This is a genomic window from Neobacillus sp. SuZ13, from assembly GCF_030123365.1.
Taxonomy (GTDB): domain Bacteria; phylum Bacillota; class Bacilli; order Bacillales; family Cytobacillaceae; genus Neobacillus.
This window is the reverse complement of the sequence record NZ_CP126107.1, coordinates 4,822,112-4,843,361: the sequence shown is the minus strand read 5'-3', so window position 1 is coordinate 4,843,361 and position 21,250 is coordinate 4,822,112. Positions and strand designations below refer to the sequence as shown.

General features: G+C 41.2%; 13 protein-coding genes, 1 tRNA gene and 2 rRNA genes. 7 read left to right on the top strand and 9 right to left on the bottom strand.

What is annotated here, in order from left to right:
- Positions 1-161 precede the first annotated feature (161 nt).
- A complete protein-coding gene (locus tag QNH17_RS24000) occupies positions 162-1,286 on the top strand; it encodes an HAD family hydrolase (RefSeq protein ID WP_283875575.1) in 1,125 nt (374 codons plus the stop codon).
- Positions 1,287-1,330: 44 nt separating this feature from the next.
- On the opposite strand, the gene serA is transcribed toward QNH17_RS24000, so the two are convergent.
- A complete protein-coding gene (gene serA / locus QNH17_RS23995) occupies positions 1,331-2,974 on the bottom strand; it encodes a phosphoglycerate dehydrogenase (RefSeq protein WP_283875573.1) in 1,644 nt (547 codons plus the stop codon).
- A gap of 420 nt (positions 2,975-3,394) precedes the next feature.
- On the opposite strand from serA, the gene QNH17_RS23990 reads away from it, so the two are divergent.
- Together QNH17_RS23990 and thrB are read left to right on the top strand one after the other, a co-directional pair.
- Positions 3,395-4,690: a homoserine dehydrogenase gene (locus tag QNH17_RS23990; protein ID WP_283875572.1), complete on the top strand. Its 1,296-nt coding sequence runs from the start codon at positions 3,395-3,397 to the stop codon at positions 4,688-4,690.
- Positions 4,691-4,750: 60 nt separating this feature from the next.
- On the top strand, positions 4,751-5,668 hold the full coding sequence (gene thrB / locus QNH17_RS23985) for a homoserine kinase (RefSeq protein ID WP_283875570.1): 918 nt from the start codon (positions 4,751-4,753) through the stop codon (positions 5,666-5,668).
- A gap of 11 nt (positions 5,669-5,679) precedes the next feature.
- Here the strand turns inward: thrB and QNH17_RS23980 are convergent, their stop codons facing one another.
- Together QNH17_RS23980 and QNH17_RS23975 are read right to left on the bottom strand one after the other, a co-directional pair.
- Positions 5,680-8,211, bottom strand: coding sequence for a putative bifunctional diguanylate cyclase/phosphodiesterase (locus QNH17_RS23980; RefSeq protein ID WP_283875569.1), 2,532 nt, complete (start codon positions 8,209-8,211; stop codon positions 5,680-5,682).
- Positions 8,212-8,286: 75 nt separating this feature from the next.
- Entirely contained in the window at positions 8,287-8,430 is a 144-nt protein-coding gene (locus QNH17_RS23975) for a hypothetical protein (protein ID WP_283875568.1), read from the bottom strand.
- Positions 8,431-8,577: 147 nt separating this feature from the next.
- On the opposite strand from QNH17_RS23975, the gene QNH17_RS23970 reads away from it, so the two are divergent.
- Complete coding sequence (locus tag QNH17_RS23970) at positions 8,578-9,327, top strand: glucose 1-dehydrogenase (protein WP_283875566.1); 750 nt, start codon at positions 8,578-8,580, stop codon at positions 9,325-9,327.
- Between the two features lie 148 nt (positions 9,328-9,475).
- Here the strand turns inward: QNH17_RS23970 and QNH17_RS23965 are convergent, their stop codons facing one another.
- Both QNH17_RS23965 and QNH17_RS23960 read right to left on the bottom strand, forming a co-directional pair.
- On the bottom strand, positions 9,476-10,375 hold the full coding sequence (locus QNH17_RS23965) for a selenium metabolism-associated LysR family transcriptional regulator (RefSeq protein WP_283875565.1): 900 nt from the start codon (positions 10,373-10,375) through the stop codon (positions 9,476-9,478).
- Between the two features lie 153 nt (positions 10,376-10,528).
- Positions 10,529-11,104, bottom strand: a complete 576-nt coding sequence (locus tag QNH17_RS23960; RefSeq protein ID WP_283875564.1) for an RBBP9/YdeN family alpha/beta hydrolase — start codon at positions 11,102-11,104, stop codon at positions 10,529-10,531.
- A gap of 203 nt (positions 11,105-11,307) precedes the next feature.
- Here QNH17_RS23960 and QNH17_RS23955 point away from each other — a divergent pair, with 203 nt between their 5' ends.
- Positions 11,308-12,648: a DEAD/DEAH box helicase gene (locus QNH17_RS23955; protein ID WP_283875563.1), complete on the top strand. Its 1,341-nt coding sequence runs from the start codon at positions 11,308-11,310 to the stop codon at positions 12,646-12,648.
- Between the two features lie 311 nt (positions 12,649-12,959).
- Here the strand turns inward: QNH17_RS23955 and QNH17_RS23950 are convergent, their stop codons facing one another.
- The 4 genes from QNH17_RS23950 to QNH17_RS23935 all read right to left on the bottom strand — a co-directional run bounded on the left by QNH17_RS23950 (position 12,960) and on the right by QNH17_RS23935 (position 16,111).
- A complete protein-coding gene (locus QNH17_RS23950) occupies positions 12,960-14,498 on the bottom strand; it encodes a solute symporter family protein (RefSeq protein ID WP_283875561.1) in 1,539 nt (512 codons plus the stop codon).
- The gene (locus QNH17_RS23945; RefSeq protein WP_283875560.1) at positions 14,498-14,824 is read right to left on the bottom strand and encodes a DUF485 domain-containing protein; all 327 of its coding nucleotides are present in this window, start codon (positions 14,822-14,824) and stop codon (positions 14,498-14,500) included. Before QNH17_RS23945 ends, QNH17_RS23950 begins: the two co-directional genes overlap by 1 nt.
- Positions 14,825-15,267: 443 nt before the next feature.
- Positions 15,268-15,340 (bottom strand) — tRNA-Ala (locus tag QNH17_RS23940).
- 75 nt (positions 15,341-15,415) lie between these two features.
- Entirely contained in the window at positions 15,416-16,111 is a 696-nt protein-coding gene (locus tag QNH17_RS23935; protein WP_283875558.1) for an MgtC/SapB family protein, read from the bottom strand.
- 462 nt (positions 16,112-16,573) lie between these two features.
- Here QNH17_RS23935 and QNH17_RS23930 point away from each other — a divergent pair.
- Both QNH17_RS23930 and QNH17_RS23925 read left to right on the top strand, forming a co-directional pair.
- Positions 16,574-18,111: ribosomal RNA gene (locus QNH17_RS23930) — 16S ribosomal RNA — on the top strand.
- Positions 18,112-18,309: 198 nt separating this feature from the next.
- A 23S ribosomal RNA gene (locus tag QNH17_RS23925) occupies positions 18,310-21,244 on the top strand.
- The 16S and 23S rRNA genes sit together here, the layout of an rRNA operon.
- Positions 21,245-21,250: the final 6 nt, after the last annotated feature.

Genomic DNA, 21,250 nt, shown 5'->3' with positions numbered 1-21,250 from the left:
GAAAACCTACGTAAATGGCTTGTTTTTTTAGCATTTAAAACAATATAATGATTGTTTCAATGGAAGACTATTAATTGTTATATTAAATAATTTACTTCAAATTGTTTGTACTACTGTGTTACGATAACGTAATAAAGTAAGAGGAAATGAGGGTGGGGAGCTTGATTAAAAACATTTTATTTGACGTTGATGGGGTACTATTAAGCGAGGAACATTATTTTGATGCTTCTGCTCTAACCGTTTGGGAAATGCTGATCAGCCCAAATTACTTGGGGCTCGAACCTATGCAGTTTAAAACGGATTATAATGATGAGGAAATCCAGGAAATAAGAGCTTTAGTATTTGAAAACGATAAAGTTCTAAAGTTTATGAAATCACGCGGCCTAAACGCCAACTGGGACATGATCTACCTTTCATTCTGCCACCAGCTAATCCATCTGCTCTCGCAAATCAAAGATACTGAATCGGAAAAAATTAATACCTGGTGTCAGGCACCCATCAATCGTGAAACCCTAGTTGAGATGGGCAAGGTGTTAAGTAACTATTCTGTAAGGATGAACTTCGATTTGTTTGTGAAGGAGTTTGCTCGCTCTGAGGCATTGAAGCAGGAGTTGTTCAGTTATTTGAATGAGCTAGCCTCTGAGAAAATGGGGGTAGAAACTTCGATTTTTTATAAGGGTGAGCTCTGGTCCGTTTGTGAGCATGTTTCCCAAGAGTGGTATGTGGGGGATGAACATGTCTTCGCTTCAACTGGAAGGCCATCTGTTCAACATGGGAAAAAGGGCTTCTTGGCAAATGAAACAACATTAGCCCCTAGGCAGGAAATTGACGAGTTATTCCAATTCCTGAATTCATCAGGATACATGATTGGTATTGGGACAGGCAGGCCAGAACTTGAAACTATTCAGCCATTTCAGCATTTAGATTGGTTGAAGCATTTTAGTGAAAATCGGATCGTAACTGCTGATGATGTGCTAGAGGCGGAATTGGAGCTTCCAGAACGAATGTCGCTATCGAAGCCGCACCCATTTACATATATTATGGGGCTGCTTGGGAAGGAGACACCAATTCAAGAGTGTTTAAATACGAGATTACCGCTTGAAAATGCTGAGTCAGTTTTAGTTGTAGGCGACTCTTTGGCGGATTTATTAGCAGCAAGAAAACTTGGCTGTCAGTTTGCAGCCGTTCTAACCGGCCTTTCAGGAAAAGATGCGAGAAGTGACTTTGAGAAACATAAAGCAGACTACATTCTTGATACGGTGCTCGATTTGAAAGGTATATTATGAAAAATAGAAAAGGGATTGCCTCAGTGCAATCCCTTGTTTCTTCGCTAGATATTTTTTATCTTCTCTAATTCCACACGGCCAGGTTCAAATGTATCCACGTTCGATAACTCCAGAACTTGTGCTTCTTCTAATCCATCAATTAATTTTAAGACGTGAATGACGTCGGCATTTAATGTTTTATCCACAGTTAATACCATGATTGCCTCACCGCCTACTTCCGTACGACCAACCTGCATCGTGCCAATATTGATTTGATGGTCTCCCAAGAGTGAACCTACTTTGCCAATCATACCTGGAACATCTCGATGTTTTATATATAATAGGAACTTTTCGGGTTTAACATCAATTCGGTATTGGTTGATTTTTAGAATTCTCGCTCCATACCCGTTTAAGACGGTTGCCCCAATTTTTGCTGTTTCAATATCATTGGAAACACTTAGTTCCATATAATTAGCAAATCCTTTATTTGTTGCATTTTTAACGACATTATACGAAACTCCTTGCTCCTTTAGTAAGTGCAAAGCATTAATTAGATTAACAGAATCGCTTAAATGATAGGACAAGACACCTTTTAACATGGTACGTGTCAACAATTCTGTATCTTCATCAATTAAATTCCCATAATAATTGATTTCTATTTTAGCAGGAGCCTGCTTATTTAATAATTGAATAACGAGCTGCCCCATTTGGTCCCCAAGAAGTAGGTACGGCTGTAGTTTCGCTTGTGTTTCTCCTGACATTTGCGGCATATTAACAGCGTTTTGAATCGACTGTGATTCAAAAATCTCAATGATTTCCGCGCTGACCTCTTGGGCTACTTTTTCCTGTGCTTCTACCGTTGAAGCCCCGAGATGTGGTGTTACAATGATATTTGGATTCTGCAATAATTCTGGGTCGGAAACAGGCTCTTTTTCAAATACGTCAAGCGCAGCACCTGCAACATGGCCGGACTGAATGGCTCTAACTAATGACTTTTCGTCGATCACACCACCGCGGGCACAATTGACAAATCGGACGCCTTTTTTTGTTTTTCGTAAATACGCATCATTAATCAGTCCTCTTGTGTCATTGGTAAGAGGTGTATGAATGGTAATAAAATCTGATTCTTGTGCAATTACATCGAGGCTCGCTTTCATCATTCCAAGTTTTTTTGCCCGTTCTTCGGTCAGGTATGGATCAAAACCTAAAATGTTCATCCCAAAGCTTTTTGCCCGTTTGGCTACTTCAGTTCCGATTTTACCCATGCCAATCACGCCAAGAGTTTTTTTGTATAATTCCACACCCTTAAAAGAGTTACGGTCCCATTGCCCTGATACGGTCTTATGGTGGGCCTGAGGAATTTTCCTCGCCAGTGATAGCATCATCGCTAAGGTATGCTCTGTTGCTGCAATGGTATTGGCGCCCGGGGCATTGATGACAATGATCCCTTTTTTCGTTGCCGCATTCACATCAATATTATCGACACCGACACCTGCTCTAGCAATCACCCGGAGACGGCCGGCTGCTTTGAGCAGTTCTTCACTTACTTTTGTTTGGCTCCGGACAATCAGGGCGTCGTATTCTCCAATTATATTTTTTAATTCCTTTGTCGGTAGTGTTGGCTGGCGATCTACGGTAAAATTAGGGTGTTCAATTAAACATTTCAATCCGGTGCTGCTAATTCCATCGGTTACAAGTACCTTATACATATTCGTAATCCTCCTTTAATTTTCTAATAAAAAACGCCCCTCATAACAGACTGATTTGTCTTGTTATGAGGGACGTATATAAATAGTGGTGCCACCCTCGTTTGCTGAGTCATATTCTTTATGTCGTCTTCGTCATATATAGAAATGTAAAATTAATTGAATATTCAAAAATAAACTAAATATAGGGATTATTCTACAACCAAACCTTAAGGATTGTAAAGGGAAAGAAGATAAAATTATTAAAATTAATGATAAAAAATTTTGTTCAAAAATTGTTATCCTTCTATGACGCGGTGGTAAGCGTTTACACAATAGAATAATAGAAACATATCTATTGTAAAAAAATTCAGAGAATAATATAATGTCTACATTAGAAAAACAAATGTGCGTCATACAAGGACATATATAGGAGGGTAAAACATGAAGGCAATCACGATTGGATTATTAGGTTTAGGTACTGTTGGTTGTGGTGTAGTGAAAATTATTAAAAAAAATCAAGATAAATTAATCCACCAAGTGGGGTGCCCGGTTGTTATTAAAAAGGTCCTTGTTAAGGATTTACATAAAAACAGACCAGTAGAAATAGATACAAACCTTTTAACCTCAAATGCAGACGAAATTCTTTATGATAAAGAAATAGATGTAGTGATCGAGGTAATGGGCGGGCTCCAAGATACTAAAGATTACTTAATTACTGCACTTAGACAAGGCAAGCACGTTGTCACGGCCAATAAGGATTTAATGGCTTTACACGGATCTGAACTGTTAACAGTTGCTTCAGAACACGGCTGTGATTTGTTTTATGAAGCCAGTGTAGCAGGGGGAATTCCAATTTTGAGAGGATTAGTCGATGGACTTGCCTCTGACCGAATTAAACAACTTATGGGAATTGTAAATGGAACAACCAATTATATACTAACTAAAATGAGTGAAGAAGGACGTACCTACGATGAGGTCCTTAAAGAAGCACAAGAGCTTGGCTTTGCTGAAGCTGATCCGACCTCAGATGTAGAAGGACTGGACGCTGCTCGTAAAATGACGATCCTAGCTACATTGGGCTTTTCTATGCATATTGATTTAGAAGATGTCCAAGTTTCAGGGATTTCGAAGGTTACCGACGAAGATTTACGCTATGGTAAACAATTGGGATATACTATGAAACTAATAGGTTATGCTCATCGTGAAGGGGAGAAAGTTGAAGTTAGTGTCGCACCAACTTTCCTATCCAATAATCATCCGCTGGCATCGGTTCAAAATGAGTATAATGCCGTTTATGTCTACGGTGAGTCGGTAGGCGAGACCATGTTTTATGGTCCTGGTGCCGGAAGTTTGCCAACAGCAACGGCCATCGTGTCAGACTTAGTTGCGGTAATAAAAAATCTAAGGCTTGGGGTAAATGGAAGAAGTGCAGTGACGCCACAATATCCAAAGCAATTGAAAGATAATGATGAAAAATACTCTAAATACTTTTTAAGAATCCATGTACAAGACGAAGTGGGTGTTTTCGCTGACATCACCACCATTTTTGCAAAATATGGGGTCAGTTTTGAAAAAATCTTACAGCTTCCTGTTAAGAAAAATGAAACATCAGAAATTGTGCTTGTCACTCATCGAGCATCATTATCCAATTATGATAAAATATTACTAGAATTGAATGATCTCCATGCGGTTAAGGAAATAAAAAGTGCCTATCGAGTGGTAAGAAAATCGTTATAAGTTGGCCAATATTATTAGCCTAAAATCAGTCACACAACATATACGAGGAGTTGTCCATGGGTGACCCTAAATGATCGTTTTATTATAAAAGTACCAGCAAGTACAGCAAATCTAGGTCCAGGTTTTGATTCGATGGGCCTAGCTGTCGATTTGTATTTAACATTAGAAGTCGAGAAAAGTGACAAGTGGAACATTCAATCTGTTAGTGATGAATTGAATGCCTTCCCTACAGATGAGACCAATTTTATCCTACAGATTGCCATCAAAACAGCTAGTAAATACGGAATCGATCTACAGCCTTGTCAAATCAAAGTTGCCAGTGACATTCCTTTGGCTCGTGGTCTAGGTTCAAGTGCCGCAGCAATTGTTGCAGGAATTGAACTTGCGGATTCAGTAGGTAATATCGGTTTAACTCAGCAAGAGAAATTGCTTATTGCGACAGAAGTGGAAGGCCATCCCGATAATGTGGGTGCCTCACTGTTTGGCGGATTATTCATCGGCTCTTATCAGGACAATGAAGTAGACATGCTCAGCATCTCCAACATTTCTTTTGAGATGGTGGCCGTCATTCCAGATGAAATTCTCTTAACGAAGGATTCTCGCGGGGTCCTCCCAGCAGAATTTTCTCGTGAATGTGCGATCCAAGCTTCTTCAAAGGCTAATCTGTTGGTCGCAGCCCTCTTAACCCAAAACTGGGGGTTAGCAGGGAAAATGATGGGCCAAGACCTTTTTCATCATCCATACCGAAAACCACTTATTCGCGCCTATCAGGAGATAGAGGAAAGGGCTAAAGAACTTGGTGCGTTCGGAGTGGCACTAAGTGGTGCAGGACCAACTGTTCTTTGTTTTACAGAGAAAGGGAAGGGGCAGTTTGTCGAACGAGGCTTGAGAAGTGAGTTTTCAACGATGTCTACAAAAATCCTGACGATTGATTATATTGGAAGCAGTGTTAACCCAGTGGAGAGATTTGTGAGATAATCTCTCCACTTTTATTTTGAATTTCTTTGAAGAAATTGCTCAAATTCTTCTTTATTTAAAGGTTTACTGAATAAGTAACCCTGCATTTGTACGCAGTTTTTCGATAGTAAGAATTCTTTTTGGTACTCTTCTTCTACCCCCTCTGCGATTACATTAAGATGGAGACTGCGTGCAAGATTAATGATCGCTTCAGGAATCTCCGAATTTACATAATCCTCATGAATATCTTGAATGAAAGATTTATCAATTTTTAAGATATCAATCGGTAAATTCTTTAAATAGTTTAAGGAAGAATAACCTGTTCCAAAATCATCAATGGAAATCTTAATCCCCATATTCTGAAGGGTTTTTAATGATTCGACAATTTCGGAAGAATTATTTAAGAGAATGCTTTCTGTAATCTCTATTTCAAAATTGTTAGGACCCAATTGACTCGCAGCAAGAATTTCTTTGACCTGATTTACCATATTGCAAGGTTCTTGAAATTGCCGGGCTGAAAAATTAACTGAAACAGATAGTGGGAGGGAACGTGTTCGATTCCACTTACTAACCTGTTGGCACGCCTCATTCATTACATATTCCCATAAGGGATGGATTAATCCAATATCTTCAGCAATTGGAATAAACAATTCGGGTGAGACGTATCCTAATTCTTCATCTTTCCATCTTATCAGGGCCTCTGCCCCAAAAATCACTCCTAATTCAACATTAACCTTTGGTTGATAATAAACATCCACACTTCCACTTTCGATTGCCTTCCGTAACCGCGCTTCTAGTCTTGGTCTTTCGATATTCGATTGAATTAATTTCTCCGAATAAACGATGGCTTTATTTCCCCCCAGCTTTTTAGCGGAGTACATCGCAAGGTCTGCATAAACAATAAGTGTATCCATATTGTCCGTATGTTCCGGAAATAAACTAATACCACAACTTGCACTAAGATAAATTTCGTTGCCATCTAAAAGATATATTTTTTTAAGATTATTGACGATTTTTTCTGCTGCGGCCTTTGTTTCCATTAGACTATGACTTAATAACAAAATTATAAATTCATCGCCGCCTTGCCTAGTAATAATTGCATGATCACTAGGTATACTTGCGATAATCCGTTCAGCAATGATTCTAAGAATTTCATCTCCTTTGTTATGTCCAAAAGAGTCATTCACTTGTTTAAAACGGTCCATATCGATGAATAAAACTGATAGGGTGTCACTAGTTTGATTGGCCTGCAGGATAAATGATTCTAACTTTTCTTGTAAGAATCTCCGGTTTAGCAAACCAGTTAATGGGTCATGATATGCCTGATATTCGATGAGTTCTTTGCTTTTGTTTAAATCATTTACGTAACTCTGCAAGTCTTTCGATAAGGCGTTCACATTTTCTGTAAGCAAACCTAATTCATCTTTTCTATTTAGATGCAGTATATTTCCAAAGTTACCTTGTGCAATATCATTAACCTGCTCAACAATATACCCAATTGGCTGTGTAATGGAACGGGAGAAGATCAAACTGATAATAAAGACAATCAACATAACGATAAAGGAGAGTAGAACATGAACCATAAGTTCATGTATGAGTTCCTTATTAATGAGTCCATAATCATAGGCAAGTCCAATGACAAATGGTTCTGATGTGGAATAAACAGGAACGAAGGTTTTCATCAAATTTCTGCCCTGAATATCATCTTCCTTATAGGATTGTACTTGTTTTGAATTTATCGCCCGTTTGATATAGGAGGCATCTACTTTTTCGTTACGGTACTTATATGAGCCATACCATATTTGTTGAGCAGATATCCGAATATAACTATTTCCGTTTAAATGGACAATTTCTTTCTTTTTGCCAAAGTTTTTGGGATTGAAAACAGTGATTTCTAAAACCCCGCGTTCTTTTGTAAAACCTTTAATCACCTGTCCTGGACCAAACCGTCTCTCATATTCTAATACTTCATTGTCACGAAAGTATGGATTAATAATATAGTTCGTCGTCCCGTCAAAAAAATAGCCCCATTTATCGGTATGATCTGGATTGGAAGAGGCAACCTCAATCGGACCAGACCAAAAATGGGGCAGGGTTAAACCTTTTCCAACAGAAACAGGGGTTAAATTCAATAGTTGCCCGAAGGCATCATACCAATATCCCCACCCCTTTGTAGACATATTAATTTCTTTTGGATCGGACGATCTGACTCCAACAATATCATCTGTTGTTTTCGCTAGCAGGGTTATATGTGATACTCTTACTTCCTGGGCCAGTTTTTTTAGCTGCTCATTTGTAATATCCTGATAATTGGGTGGCAGGGCGTGCTTAATCGCCAACGAAGCCGTCCTTAAATCCCTGCCAAGAATATCTTCAACATACAATGAGCCCTCTCTTATATTTTCAACTTGGAATGACACTTCTTTAGTGATCATATCAATTTCTCTTTCATTATTTGAAAGCAGCTGATTTTTTGAACGAAGAAAATGAATTGTATTATTAGATACTAAAATTAAAAAAACTAACAAGCAAAAAATCAGTGGCATCTTTTTCTTGATGGACAATGACGCAACACCTCAGGTTAAGCTGTGACCCATAGGATATTACCAGAATGAGTCACAACCGATTTGATATGAACTTTACCCTTTTAAACCTTCGAGCCATTCTTGATAGCATTCATTACACAATGATTCATCTCTTTCTTTGTTTGAAGAGATAAAGGATACATAGTGCAACTGTCTTTCTTCAATATCATTGCTGCAATAGAAACACTTTTCAGGCATTGGAATCCCCCTCAAATTTGTCTTAGTACTATAGTTTTTTCCAAATATTATTTTTATTGCATAGAAAAAATCTCCATGTATGTTTTAACTTAGTTTGACACGTAAAATATGATTAAATACAACTAAAAGAAGGGGAGTTGAGAAACAATGGAATTTTTAAATGACGTGATTATTGTAACAGGCGCAGCCAATGGGATTGGACGAGGTGTTGCGAGTGCTTATGCCAAAGCGGGGGCTAAAGTTATTCTAGCGGATGTTGACGAAGAAATAGGTAATGTAATCACGGAAGAAATTCGAAGTCTAGGAGGGGATGTTCTATTTGTAAAGACGGATGTTAGAAGCGAAGAAGATGTTATGCGGTTAGTTGACGTAACAAAACAGAAGTATGGAAAAATTGATGTTCTAATTAATAATGCAGGTAAAGGGGTGTTTAAGTCCCCCTTAGAGTTAACAATTGAAGAATGGGATGATGTGATTCATACGAACTTAAGAAGTGCCTTCCTCTGTTCACGGGAAGTGGCAAAATATATGCGGGAGAATGAATCTGGCGGATCAATTGTCAATATCGCCTCCACACGGGCACTTATGTCAGAACCTAACTCGGAAGCTTACGCTGCTTCAAAAGGAGGAATTGTTGCGATAACCCATGCTTTGGCTGCGTCCTTAAGTGAATATCGAATTACCGTTAATGCTATATCGCCTGGATGGATACACAATGGGGATAAATCACAATTAACAAAACTCGACCATGAACAGCATTTCTCAAAACGTGTTGGCGAGCCAAGTGATATTGCTCGTGCATGTTTTTATTTAACTAATCGTGAAAATAATTTTGTAACAGGGATTAATTTAGTAGTAGATGGGGGAATGACGAGAAAGATGATTTATGAGGAATAGAACAAAAGGAAATAGGTTTGTTTACTCACGTGCTGACATTGGATCAAGCGAAGCGCGGGTATGAAGTATTTGATACGAAAACAGAAGATTGTATTAAAGTGATTCTAAAACCATAAACACAACAAACTGGGCTCGAGGAGGAACATTCTCAGCCCAGTTTGCCGTCAACTAAATGGACAGCACTATCTATAAATAGTTTTGATAGAAGGGATTGTGTTTTATTAATGTTATAGACCAAATAAAAATATCTTTCGTCGTCAAATCCATATATCGCATGCATCTTAAGCATGTTGTTAGAGGAATATTCTCTTGCTGCGATTTCGGAAATGATGGAAATACCAATGTCTTGTATGACAAACTGCATCAAGCTTTGTCCGCTTTCCGTGTAAGCAATGATATTTAATTGCTCCTTTTGAATGTTATTTTTTTTAAGAACCCGCTCCAAAAGGGCATTTGTTCCTGAGCTTGAATTACGCATCACAAATGGATAATTTAAGATATCGCGAATCTTTACTGGACCAACCATTTCGTTATGGTTCGATGTAATTAGGACTAATTTTTCTTTTACTAGCGGAATATAACGAAGTTTATCGTTTTCATATTTTTCACCCAAGATACCGATATCAACAGATCCGTTTAACACCTTTTCGGCAACAATTTTTGATGAGGATTGGTTGATATGAAATGTCACTTCAGGATAATGTTTCCTAAATTGTTTGACCATGCGTGGAATCATAAATTGCCCTGGAACGGAACTGGCTGCAATCCGAATCATTCCCCTCAGGTCAGTCATCCCCTCTTTTATATCGAGCAATGCTTGGTCTTTAATTAATAAGAGTTTAAGGGCCCATTGATACAAACGTTCTCCCTGTGGAGTAAGAATACTCTCTCTTCCGACTCGATCAAATAGCTTTATATTAAGCATTTTCTCTAATGCCTGAATGTGAGAACTAACCGTTGATTGGCTTAAAAATATCTCATCTGCTGCCTTAGAAAAGCTTTTGTGCTCGACCACCTTTGTAAAAACAAACAACTGATGCAAATCCACGTTTATCATCTCCTTATATATATAAAATCGATTAATTTATATTGGTAAGATAGATAAATAATTCGAAGTCATTATATCATTTACTGTGCATGAAGTGATTCTAGCAATCAAATAAAAAGAAGGAGTGAAAGCTTTATCACTCCTTCTAATACTTTAAATATTTAGAGAATGCTTTTCCTCCGCCAGGCATAAATCTAATATCCATGGCCATTTTCCGTGTCCTGACTGTGTATTTATGTGACCTGCATTAGGGATAGTGATGGAAGGAAAGCTAAGATTTGAATAGCTTATTGCATCTGCCAAGCTGCAATAAGGATCATTAGATGAGTGGATAAATAATGTATTTTCAGCTGCTTTCTCTAGATTGTTTCCATCCAAAGGGACAGGGTAGAATGATTTTGCTTCAGTGATAATGTGGTTTGGAGAAGGCGGTGCGACTAAAATCACCCGGTTGGCAATTGGTTTATTTAGAGTAGAAGCATAATGAAGCCATAATAAGCATCCTAGACTGTGTGTAATGACGGTTAAATCATTTCCTTCTGGGATCATCCGAAGTGTGGCAGCTAATTCCTTCAGCCAAACGCTTTTATTAGGCGAATCAAAGTTTGTGAAGGTTGGATACTGTACATGATAATTCTTTCTGGTTAATTCTTGTGCCAGCCAAGTTTGCCAATGATCAGGTCCACTACCGCCTAATCCATGAATGATAACAAAACTTTGTTGGTTCATTTAATCCCCACCTAAATTTTAATTTTTACTATTCCGATGAAATAAGTTGGTTTTATTGAGATTATAGTTGTTTTAAACGAAAAAGGCAATCAATGTCTTAATATTTATTAATTTTTTGGATAAACGACTGAAAAGTATATTTGCAATTGTATTGAAAAACAATCAAAATAAATTAATTGGTTAAATAGAAAGTAGGGGTATTTTTGTCAGATTTTTTATCATTAGGTATTTCAGAACCACTTGTGGAAAAATTACGTGGTCATGGTATTGCTAAACCAACACCGATTCAAAAACAAGCAATTCCATTAGTAATGGATGATATCGATATAATTGCACAGGCACAGACTGGAACAGGAAAGACGTTCGCTTTCATCCTGCCAATATTAGAAAAGATTAATCCTGGAGCAGAATATGTTCAAGCGCTGATTGTAACGCCAACGAGAGAATTAGCTCTGCAAATAACAGAGGAAATTGAAAAACTAATTTCTGATCTAACAGGTATCGATGTTCTAGCCGTATATGGAGGTCAGGATGTTGATAAACAACTGAAAAAATTAAAAAGGGGAATGCAGATAGTAGTAGGAACACCCGGACGACTCTTGGATCATATTAGAAGGGAAACCATTCGTTTATCAGAAATAGATTACCTTGTGTTAGATGAAGCAGACCAAATGCTCCATATTGGGTTTCTCAATGAAGTGGAAGATATTATAAGAGAAACACCAGCAAGCAGGCAAACGATGCTTTTTTCAGCAACAATGCCGCCTGAAATTCGCACACTAGCAAAAAAACATATGCGTGAACCAGAATATATTCAAGTGGAAAAAACCCAAGGACCTGCTGAAACAGTGAAACAAATTGCGATTCATACGACTGATCGTGGAAAACAAGGCACGCTTATTCAACTAGTAGAAACGTATCGTCCGTTTTTAGCGGTTATTTTCTGCCGGACAAAACGCCGTGTAAGTAAACTGTTTGATGTACTGAAGGCAAACGGATTTTCTTGCGATGAATTACATGGGGATTTGTCTCAGGCAAAGAGAGAGCGGGTGATGAAGCGGTTTAGGGATGCAGAGGTACAATTGCTCGTTGCGACAGATGTGGCAGCAAGAGGACTTGATGTTGAGGGGGTTACCCATGTGTTTAATTATGATATCCCTCAAGATACTGAAAGTTATGTCCATCGCATTGGCCGGACAGGAAGAGCTGGGATGACTGGTCTGGCAATTACCTTTTATACTTCGACAGATCGACCTATGCTTGAAACAATTGAAGCTGAGCTAAATATCACGATTGCAAAACAAAATATGGGAAATACCAAAGAGGGCAGTGAGAGCAAAATAAACGATAATAGAGAGCACAGTACTCAAAAAGATAAACATGGAATTAGAAAAGCAAAACCAAGTACACCACGAAATCGAAACGAATCAGGCAGAAGAGAAAATAGAACTGGTCGAAGTGGAGGATCTGAAAGAAGGTCCAATACCATTAAGTCTAGAAGTAACAGTTCGAACAGTGGTGCCGGAAGAAAAGGAAAAAAATAAATTTCTTAGGAAAAGTTCATAAGGACAATGAAAATGGGACTGAAGCAATTCAGTCCCATTTCTTTTTTATATGATAAGTTTTTGAACTAAGATTACTGTCTAGCGCAAGCGGCCCTAGCGGCTAGTGTCCTTCGCCCTCCGCCCTACGATAAGTCAAGCACGAATGCGCTAACGCTCTTCGTGTTTCCTTTATCTCAGTTGGAGCGCTCCACAAGGAAGACTTCGGCAGCATAAGCATCGCACGAAGAAAGAGAGTTAGCTCTTTCGAGGAGGCCATACGCCGCTGACCAGGGCGCTTGCGCTTTTCTAATTTAGCCACCTATGTTAATGCCAGTATTAGACTTAACCAAAACTTCTTCATATCTTTTCACATCGGCTTTTTGACTAGAGAAGATCGTTCCGAGGTACCCCGCAATAAATCCTAGTGGAATCGAAACAATTCCAGGGGTTGTATATGGGAACCATGGTTCGCCAACAAAAATGGCTTTTCCAACTTCAGGACTGAAAACATTCGGGCTGACAATCACCAAACCGATGGCTGAAATAAGCCCAACCACCATCGCCCAAATAGCACCAGTTGTATTGAAGCGCTTCCAATAAATGGTATAAAGAATTACCGGTAGATTAGCGCTGGCTGCGACAGCGAAGGCAAGTGACACAAGGAAGGCAACATTTAGGGTTTGTGCCCCTAAGGCTAGAATAATAGAAATCACCGAAACGCCCACTGCTGCCCAGCGAGCCATACCAACTTGCTGCTTTTCTGTTGCTTTTCCTTTTTTTAGGATAACGTTATAGAAATCATGAGCAAATGCAGAGGCAGCCGTCAATACAAGGCCAGCCACAACAGCTAATATCGTTGCAAAAGCAACTGCTGAAATGAAAGCAAACAGCATGTTTCCACCAAGAGCTTGTGCTAAAAGTGGAGCAGCCATATTACCTGCCGGATTTGCAGCTACAATTGCACTATTACCAACAAAGGCTGCGGCACCGAAGCCGAGGAAAATAGTCATAACGTAAAAGATCCCAATGATCCATGTGGCATAAACTACCGAAGAACGAGCAGTTTTGGCATCCTTTACTGTAAAGAAACGAACAAGAATATGTGGCAGACCAGCTGTTCCAAGAACTAAGCCCATATTTAGTGAGATGGTATCAAGGCCAATTTTGTATTTTACACCAGGATTTAAAAAGGTTTCCTTTAACGGAGTGGCAGTTTTCATTTGCGCAAACATATCCGTAATACTCCAGTTAAATTTGGCAAAAACAATAATTGAAATAACTAAGGTACCACCCATTAATAGAACAGCTTTTATAATTTGTACCCAACTTGTTGCATGCATACCGCCAAAGATAACATATACAGTCATTAGGACCCCAACGATTAATACGGACGTGGTATATTCTAAGCCTAATAATAATTTAATAAGTGCTCCTGCACCAACAAGCTGTGCAATCATATAAAAAATAGAAATCGTAACCGTGTTCATAGCAGCGAAGCCACGGACCTTTTTAGCATCAAAACGGGCAGCAATCATATCAGCAAATGTATATTTTCCAAGGTTCCTTAGTGGTTCAGCAACTAAATAAAGTACAACAAGATAGGCTACAAGGAAACCAATACTATAAAAGAAACCATCAAAACCCGTTAAGGCAACTGCACCTGCAATTCCAAGAAACGAAGCCGCAGACATATAATCCCCAGCAATGGCAAGTCCATTTTGCCATCCGGTTAGACCACCGCCAGCTGTGTAGAACTCACTAGCATTTTTTGTTCGTTTTGAAGCGTAATATGTAATAACTAACGTTACAAAAACGATACAAAGAAACATCGTAAAAGCAGCTGTATTCATTAGTTATTCCTCCCTTCTTGGATGACTTCATTAGCCAATTCATCGAATCTTGCAGCTTTTTTCGAATAAATCATACATAAAGCCCACGTCATAACGAATTGTAAGAAGGCAAAAACCCATGCCCAAGTAATACTGCCGATAAACTTGTGATTTAACACGGTAGAATAAGAAGTTAGTACTGGTAAAGCAAAGTAAAAACAAAAAAAGAATATAGTGACCGGGATGATGAATTTTTTCTTTTCGGAGAGTAATGTTTGAAAAGATGATGACTGTACAATTGAGGTGTAATCGCTTTCAGAATAAGTCTTAGTTTTTTTGGCCTCCATGGAAGCTCCCCCTCTCATATAAAACCCTTTGTTCAAATTGAGGTCAATAAAGACAATGCTGATTGGTCGTTGGTTGTAGAAAGAATAAATCGAAGCATGTTGATGTATATATTTTTAAAAATCCCCCTTTATATACAGATTTTTCTAAATTTTTAAATTACAAATATGATTTTATTATAGTGATAAGGTTATATGCAATAGAAAATTCGAAAAAAGGTAAAATTGCCCATCGGAGGCAGTTTCTGCTATACGATTTATAACTTTATAAAAAAATTACAGGAGAGGCCAATAAGAAGAGTTTATAAATCCGTCTGATCTAAAAAATCAATGAAAATAGTAATAAGAAACGTATTCTCGAGTCCAGTTACTTTATGTAGGAAAAAATGAAATTAACATGCTAACAAAAAAAGAAAACCTCTGCATCGCAAAGGTTTTCGAGATAATGGAGAATAGGGGGCTCGAACCCCTGACCTCTTGCATGCCATGCAAGCGCTCTCCCAGCTGAGCTAATCCCCCAAATATTTGGTACAAGAAAATTATATCTGTATTATTAAAATCTTGCAAGTGAAAATTTTAATAAGGATAAATTTTTTAACTAATACTTTCGATTTCTACTTTTTGAACACCTTCTAAATTAGAAACAGAGGCATACACATCAGTTGTTTTTTCGCGATAGTCCACGGCAACTAATATTTGAACGAGATGGTCGCCATTATCTAAATCCTTAATCTTAAGTCTACGAACGATATAATTTTTTTCTAATAGGAAGGAAATAGCTTTTTCAATTTGGCCTTGATCCCTAATAAATAGTTGCAGCATAATTTCTTTTTCCCTTAATTGTTTCGGCCCAATGATTTTCATTAAAAATGGGACAAATTCAACACTAAGTATAAGTAGTGCTACCCCAGCGAATGCTTCTATGAAAAAACCAGCTCCCACTGCAATGCCAATTCCTGCAGCACCCCAAATCATTGCAGCAGTAGTTAAACCGGATATACTATCATTTCCCCGTCTTAATATTACACCTGCACCTAAGAAACCAATACCTGAAACAATTTGTGCAGCTAAGCGAAGAGGATCCATAGTAATTTTGACATCATCTGAATCAGGAAACATGTACGCCGATTCAATTGATACAATCGTCAACAGGCAACTTACAACAGAAATAACTAGGCTTGTTTTAAGGCCAACCGGTTTCCTTTTTAATTCACGTTCAAGACCAATAATAAGTCCAAAAACTGCAGAAACACCAAGTTTAACTAAAATTTGCATATCGACACTGCTCATTTTAAATCACGTCCATTTATACAGTCGTTGACTGAAATTTTGATTCTTAGAAAAAATACCGATAATAAAAGATAAATATAGAATTCCTTTCTTTAATTCTACACATAAACGAGTATCTATGGGAAGATGCATATAAATGTTGTTTGCTTAACTATTTAGAAAGTAGTTTCGAAAAAAAATAAAATTATATTGCAAACATTTATTTATCATGTTATATTAAATCTCGTCCTCATCAAGCGGTTCAACAAATGAAAAAAGAAATTAAAAAAGTTGTTGACACCACGATGTGAGGTGTGATAAATTAGTGAAGTCGCTTTCGAGCGGTTAATTGAAATCCAAGTGACTTGTTCGCTTTATGGAAATTGTTCTTTGAAAACTAAACAAACAAAATCGTGCAAACAAACAATAAATTTTAGTTTCAATTGCGAAACTAAGCCAACGTAACAAATGAGCTAATCAACTTTCTTGGAGAGTTTGATCCTGGCTCAGGACGAACGCTGGCGGCGTGCCTAATACATGCAAGTCGAGCGAGACTTTTCGGAGTCTAGCGGCGGACGGGTGAGTAACACGTGGGCAACCTACCTGTAAGACTGGGATAACACCGGGAAACCGGTGCTAATACCGGATAATCCTTTTCCTCTCATGAGGGAAAGCTGAAAGTCGGTTTCGGCTGACACTTACAGATGGGCCCGCGGCGCATTAGCTAGTTGGTGAGGTAACGGCTCACCAAGGCGACGATGCGTAGCCGACCTGAGAGGGTGATCGGCCACACTGGGACTGAGACACGGCCCAGACTCCTACGGGAGGCAGCAGTAGGGAATCTTCCACAATGGACGAAAGTCTGATGGAGCAACGCCGCGTGAGCGATGAAGGCCTTCGGGTCGTAAAGCTCTGTTGTTAGGGAAGAACAAGTACCGGAGTAACTGCCGGTACCTTGACGGTACCTAACCAGAAAGCCACGGCTAACTACGTGCCAGCAGCCGCGGTAATACGTAGGTGGCAAGCGTTGTCCGGAATTATTGGGCGTAAAGCGCGCGCAGGCGGTCCTTTAAGTCTGATGTGAAAGCCCACGGCTCAACCGTGGAGGGTCATTGGAAACTGGGGGACTTGAGTGCAGAAGAGGAAAGCGGAATTCCACGTGTAGCGGTGAAATGCGTAGAGATGTGGAGGAACACCAGTGGCGAAGGCGGCTTTCTGGTCTGTAACTGACGCTGAGGCGCGAAAGCGTGGGGAGCAAACAGGATTAGATACCCTGGTAGTCCACGCCGTAAACGATGAGTGCTAAGTGTTAGAGGGTTTCCGCCCTTTAGTGCTGCAGCTAACGCATTAAGCACTCCGCCTGGGGAGTACGGCCGCAAGGCTGAAACTCAAAGGAATTGACGGGGGCCCGCACAAGCGGTGGAGCATGTGGTTTAATTCGAAGCAACGCGAAGAACCTTACCAGGTCTTGACATCCTCTGACACTCCTAGAGATAGGATTTTCCCCTTCGGGGGACAGAGTGACAGGTGGTGCATGGTTGTCGTCAGCTCGTGTCGTGAGATGTTGGGTTAAGTCCCGCAACGAGCGCAACCCTTGATCTTAGTTGCCAGCATTTAGTTGGGCACTCTAAGGTGACTGCCGGTGACAAACCGGAGGAAGGTGGGGATGACGTCAAATCATCATGCCCCTTATGACCTGGGCTACACACGTGCTACAATGGATGGTACAAAGGGCTGCAAGACCGCGAGGTTTAGCCAATCCCATAAAACCATTCTCAGTTCGGATTGCAGGCTGCAACTCGCCTGCATGAAGCCGGAATCGCTAGTAATCGCGGATCAGCATGCCGCGGTGAATACGTTCCCGGGCCTTGTACACACCGCCCGTCACACCACGAGAGTTTGTAACACCCGAAGTCGGTGGGGTAACCGTAAGGAGCCAGCCGCCTAAGGTGGGACAGATGATTGGGGTGAAGTCGTAACAAGGTAGCCGTATCGGAAGGTGCGGCTGGATCACCTCCTTTCTAAGGATAAAGCTGGACCTGTGAGCCAGACAAAACAGTTTGTACACGATCTTTGTTTGTTTAGTTTTGAGAGTGCAATTCTCTCAAACCATTCGTTCTTTGAAAACTAGATAATCGTAATGAAGAAGCAAAGTAAACATCGAGTAATCGCCATTTTAGTTTTTCTCTCTTATGTAAGTAAGAGTTATAAACCTTTTAGGTTAAGTTAGAAAGGGCGCACGGTGAATGCCTTGGCACTAGGAGCCGATGAAGGACGGGACTAACACCGATATGCTTCGGGGAGCTGTAAGTAAGCTTTGATCCGGAGATTTCCGAATGGGGAAACCCACTGTTCGTAATGGAACAGTATCTTTACCTGAATACATAGGGTATTGATGGCATACCCGGGGAACTGAAACATCTAAGTACCCGGAGGAAGAGAAAGCAAACGCGATTCCCTGAGTAGCGGCGAGCGAAACGGGACATAGCCCAAACCAAGAGGCTTGCCTCTTGGGGTTGTAGGACACTCAACATGGAGTTACAAAGGAACGGGGTAGATGAAGCGACCTGGAAAGGTCCGTCAGAGAAGGTAAAAACCCTGTAGTCGAAACTTCGTTCCCTCCTGAGTGGATCCTGAGTACGGCCGGACACGTGAAATCCGGTCGGAAGCAGGGAGGACCATCTCCCAAGGCTAAATACTCCCTAGTGACCGATAGTGAACCAGTACCGTGAGGGAAAGGTGAAAAGCACCCCGGAAGGGGAGTGAAATAGTTCCTGAAACCGTGTGCCTACAAGTAGTCAGAGCCCGTTCATGGGTGATGGCGTGCCTTTTGTAGAATGAACCGGCGAGTTACGATCCCATGCAAGGTTAAGTTGAAGAGACGGAGCCGCAGCGAAAGCGAGTCTGAATAGGGCGTATGAGTATGTGGTCGTAGACCCGAAACCAGGTGATCTACCCATGTCCAGGGTGAAGTCCAGGTAACACTGGATGGAGGCCCGAACCCACGCACGTTGAAAAGTGCGGGGATGAGGTGTGGGTAGCGGAGAAATTCCAATCGAACTTGGAGATAGCTGGTTCTCTCCGAAATAGCTTTAGGGCTAGCCTCACGTAGTAAGAGTCTTGGAGGTAGAGCACTGTTTGGACTAGGGGCCCTCATCGGGTTACCGAATTCAGACAAACTCCGAATGCCAAAGACTTATCCGTGGGAGTCAGACTGCGAGTGATAAGATCCGTAGTCAAAAGGGAAACAGCCCAGACCACCAGCTAAGGTCCCAAAGTATACGTTAAGTGGAAAAGGATGTGGAGTTGCTTAGACAACCAGGATGTTGGCTTAGAAGCAGCCACCATTTAAAGAGTGCGTAATAGCTCACTGGTCGAGTGACTCTGCGCCGAAAATGTACCGGGGCTAAACGTATCACCGAAGCTGTGGATTGACATCTTTGATGTCAGTGGTAGGAGAGCGTTCTAAGGGCGTTGAAGCTAGACCGTAAGGACTGGTGGAGCGCTTAGAAGTGAGAATGCCGGTATGAGTAGCGAAAGATGAGTGAGAATCTCATCCACCGAATGCCTAAGGTTTCCTGAGGAAGGCTCGTCCGCTCAGGGTTAGTCGGGACCTAAGCCGAGGCCGAAAGGCGTAGGCGATGGATAACAGGTTGATATTCCTGTACCACCTCTTTATCGTTTGAGCAATGGGGGGACGCAGGAGGATAGGGTAAGCGCGCTGTTGGATATGCGCGTCTAAGCAGTTAGGCTGAGAGGTAGGCAAATCCGCCTCTCGTGAAGGCTGAGCTGTGATAGCGAGGGAAATTTAGTACCGAAGTTCCTGATTCCACACTGCCAAGAAAAGCCTCTAGCGAGATAAAAGGTGCCCGTACCGCAAACCGACACAGGTAGGCGAGGAGAGAATCCTAAGGTGAGCGAGAGAACTCTCGTTAAGGAACTCGGCAAAATGACCCCGTAACTTCGGGAGAAGGGGTGCTTTTTGAGGTGAATAGCCTCGAAGAGCCGCAGTGAATAGGCCCAGGCGACTGTTTAGCAAAAACACAGGTCTCTGCGAAGCCGCAAGGCGAAGTATAGGGGCTGACGCCTGCCCGGTGCTGGAAGGTTAAGAGGAGGGGTTAGCGCAAGCGAAGCTCTGAATCGAAGCCCCAGTAAACGGCGGCCGTAACTATAACGGTCCTAAGGTAGCGAAATTCCTTGTCGGGTAAGTTCCGACCCGCACGAAAGGCGTAACGATCTGGGCACTGTCTCAACGAGAGACTCGGTGAAATTATAGTACCTGTGAAGATGCAGGTTACCCGCGACAGGACGGAAAGACCCCGTGGAGCTTTACTGTAGCCTGATATTGAATTTTGGTACAGCTTGTACAGGATAGGTAGGAGCCTGAGAAGCCGGAGCGCTAGCTTCGGTGGAGGCGTCGGTGGGATACTACCCTGGCTGTATTGAAATTCTAACCCGCACCCCTGATCGGGGTGGGAGACAGTGTCAGGTGGGCAGTTTGACTGGGGCGGTCGCCTCCTAAAAAGTAACGGAGGCGCCCAAAGGTTCCCTCAGAATGGTTGGAAATCATTCGCAGAGTGTAAAGGCACAAGGGAGCTTGACTGCGAGACCTACAAGTCGAGCAGGGACGAAAGTCGGGCTTAGTGATCCGGTGGTTCCGCATGGAAGGGCCATCGCTCAACGGATAAAAGCTACCCCGGGGATAACAGGCTTATCTCCCCCAAGAGTCCACATCGACGGGGAGGTTTGGCACCTCGATGTCGGCTCATCGCATCCTGGGGCTGTAGTCGGTCCCAAGGGTTGGGCTGTTCGCCCATTAAAGCGGTACGCGAGCTGGGTTCAGAACGTCGTGAGACAGTTCGGTCCCTATCCGTCGTGGGCGCAGGAAATTTGAGAGGAGCTGTCCTTAGTACGAGAGGACCGGGATGGACGCACCGCTGGTGTACCAGTTGTTCTGCCAAGAGCATCGCTGGGTAGCTATGTGCGGACGGGATAAGTGCTGAAAGCATCTAAGCATGAAGCCCCCCTCAAGATGAGATTTCCCATAGCGCAAGCTAGTAAGAACCCTGAAAGATGATCAGGTTGATAGGTCAGAGGTGGAAGCGTGGTAACATGTGGAGCTGACTGATACTAATCGTTCGAGGACTTATCCTAATTTTA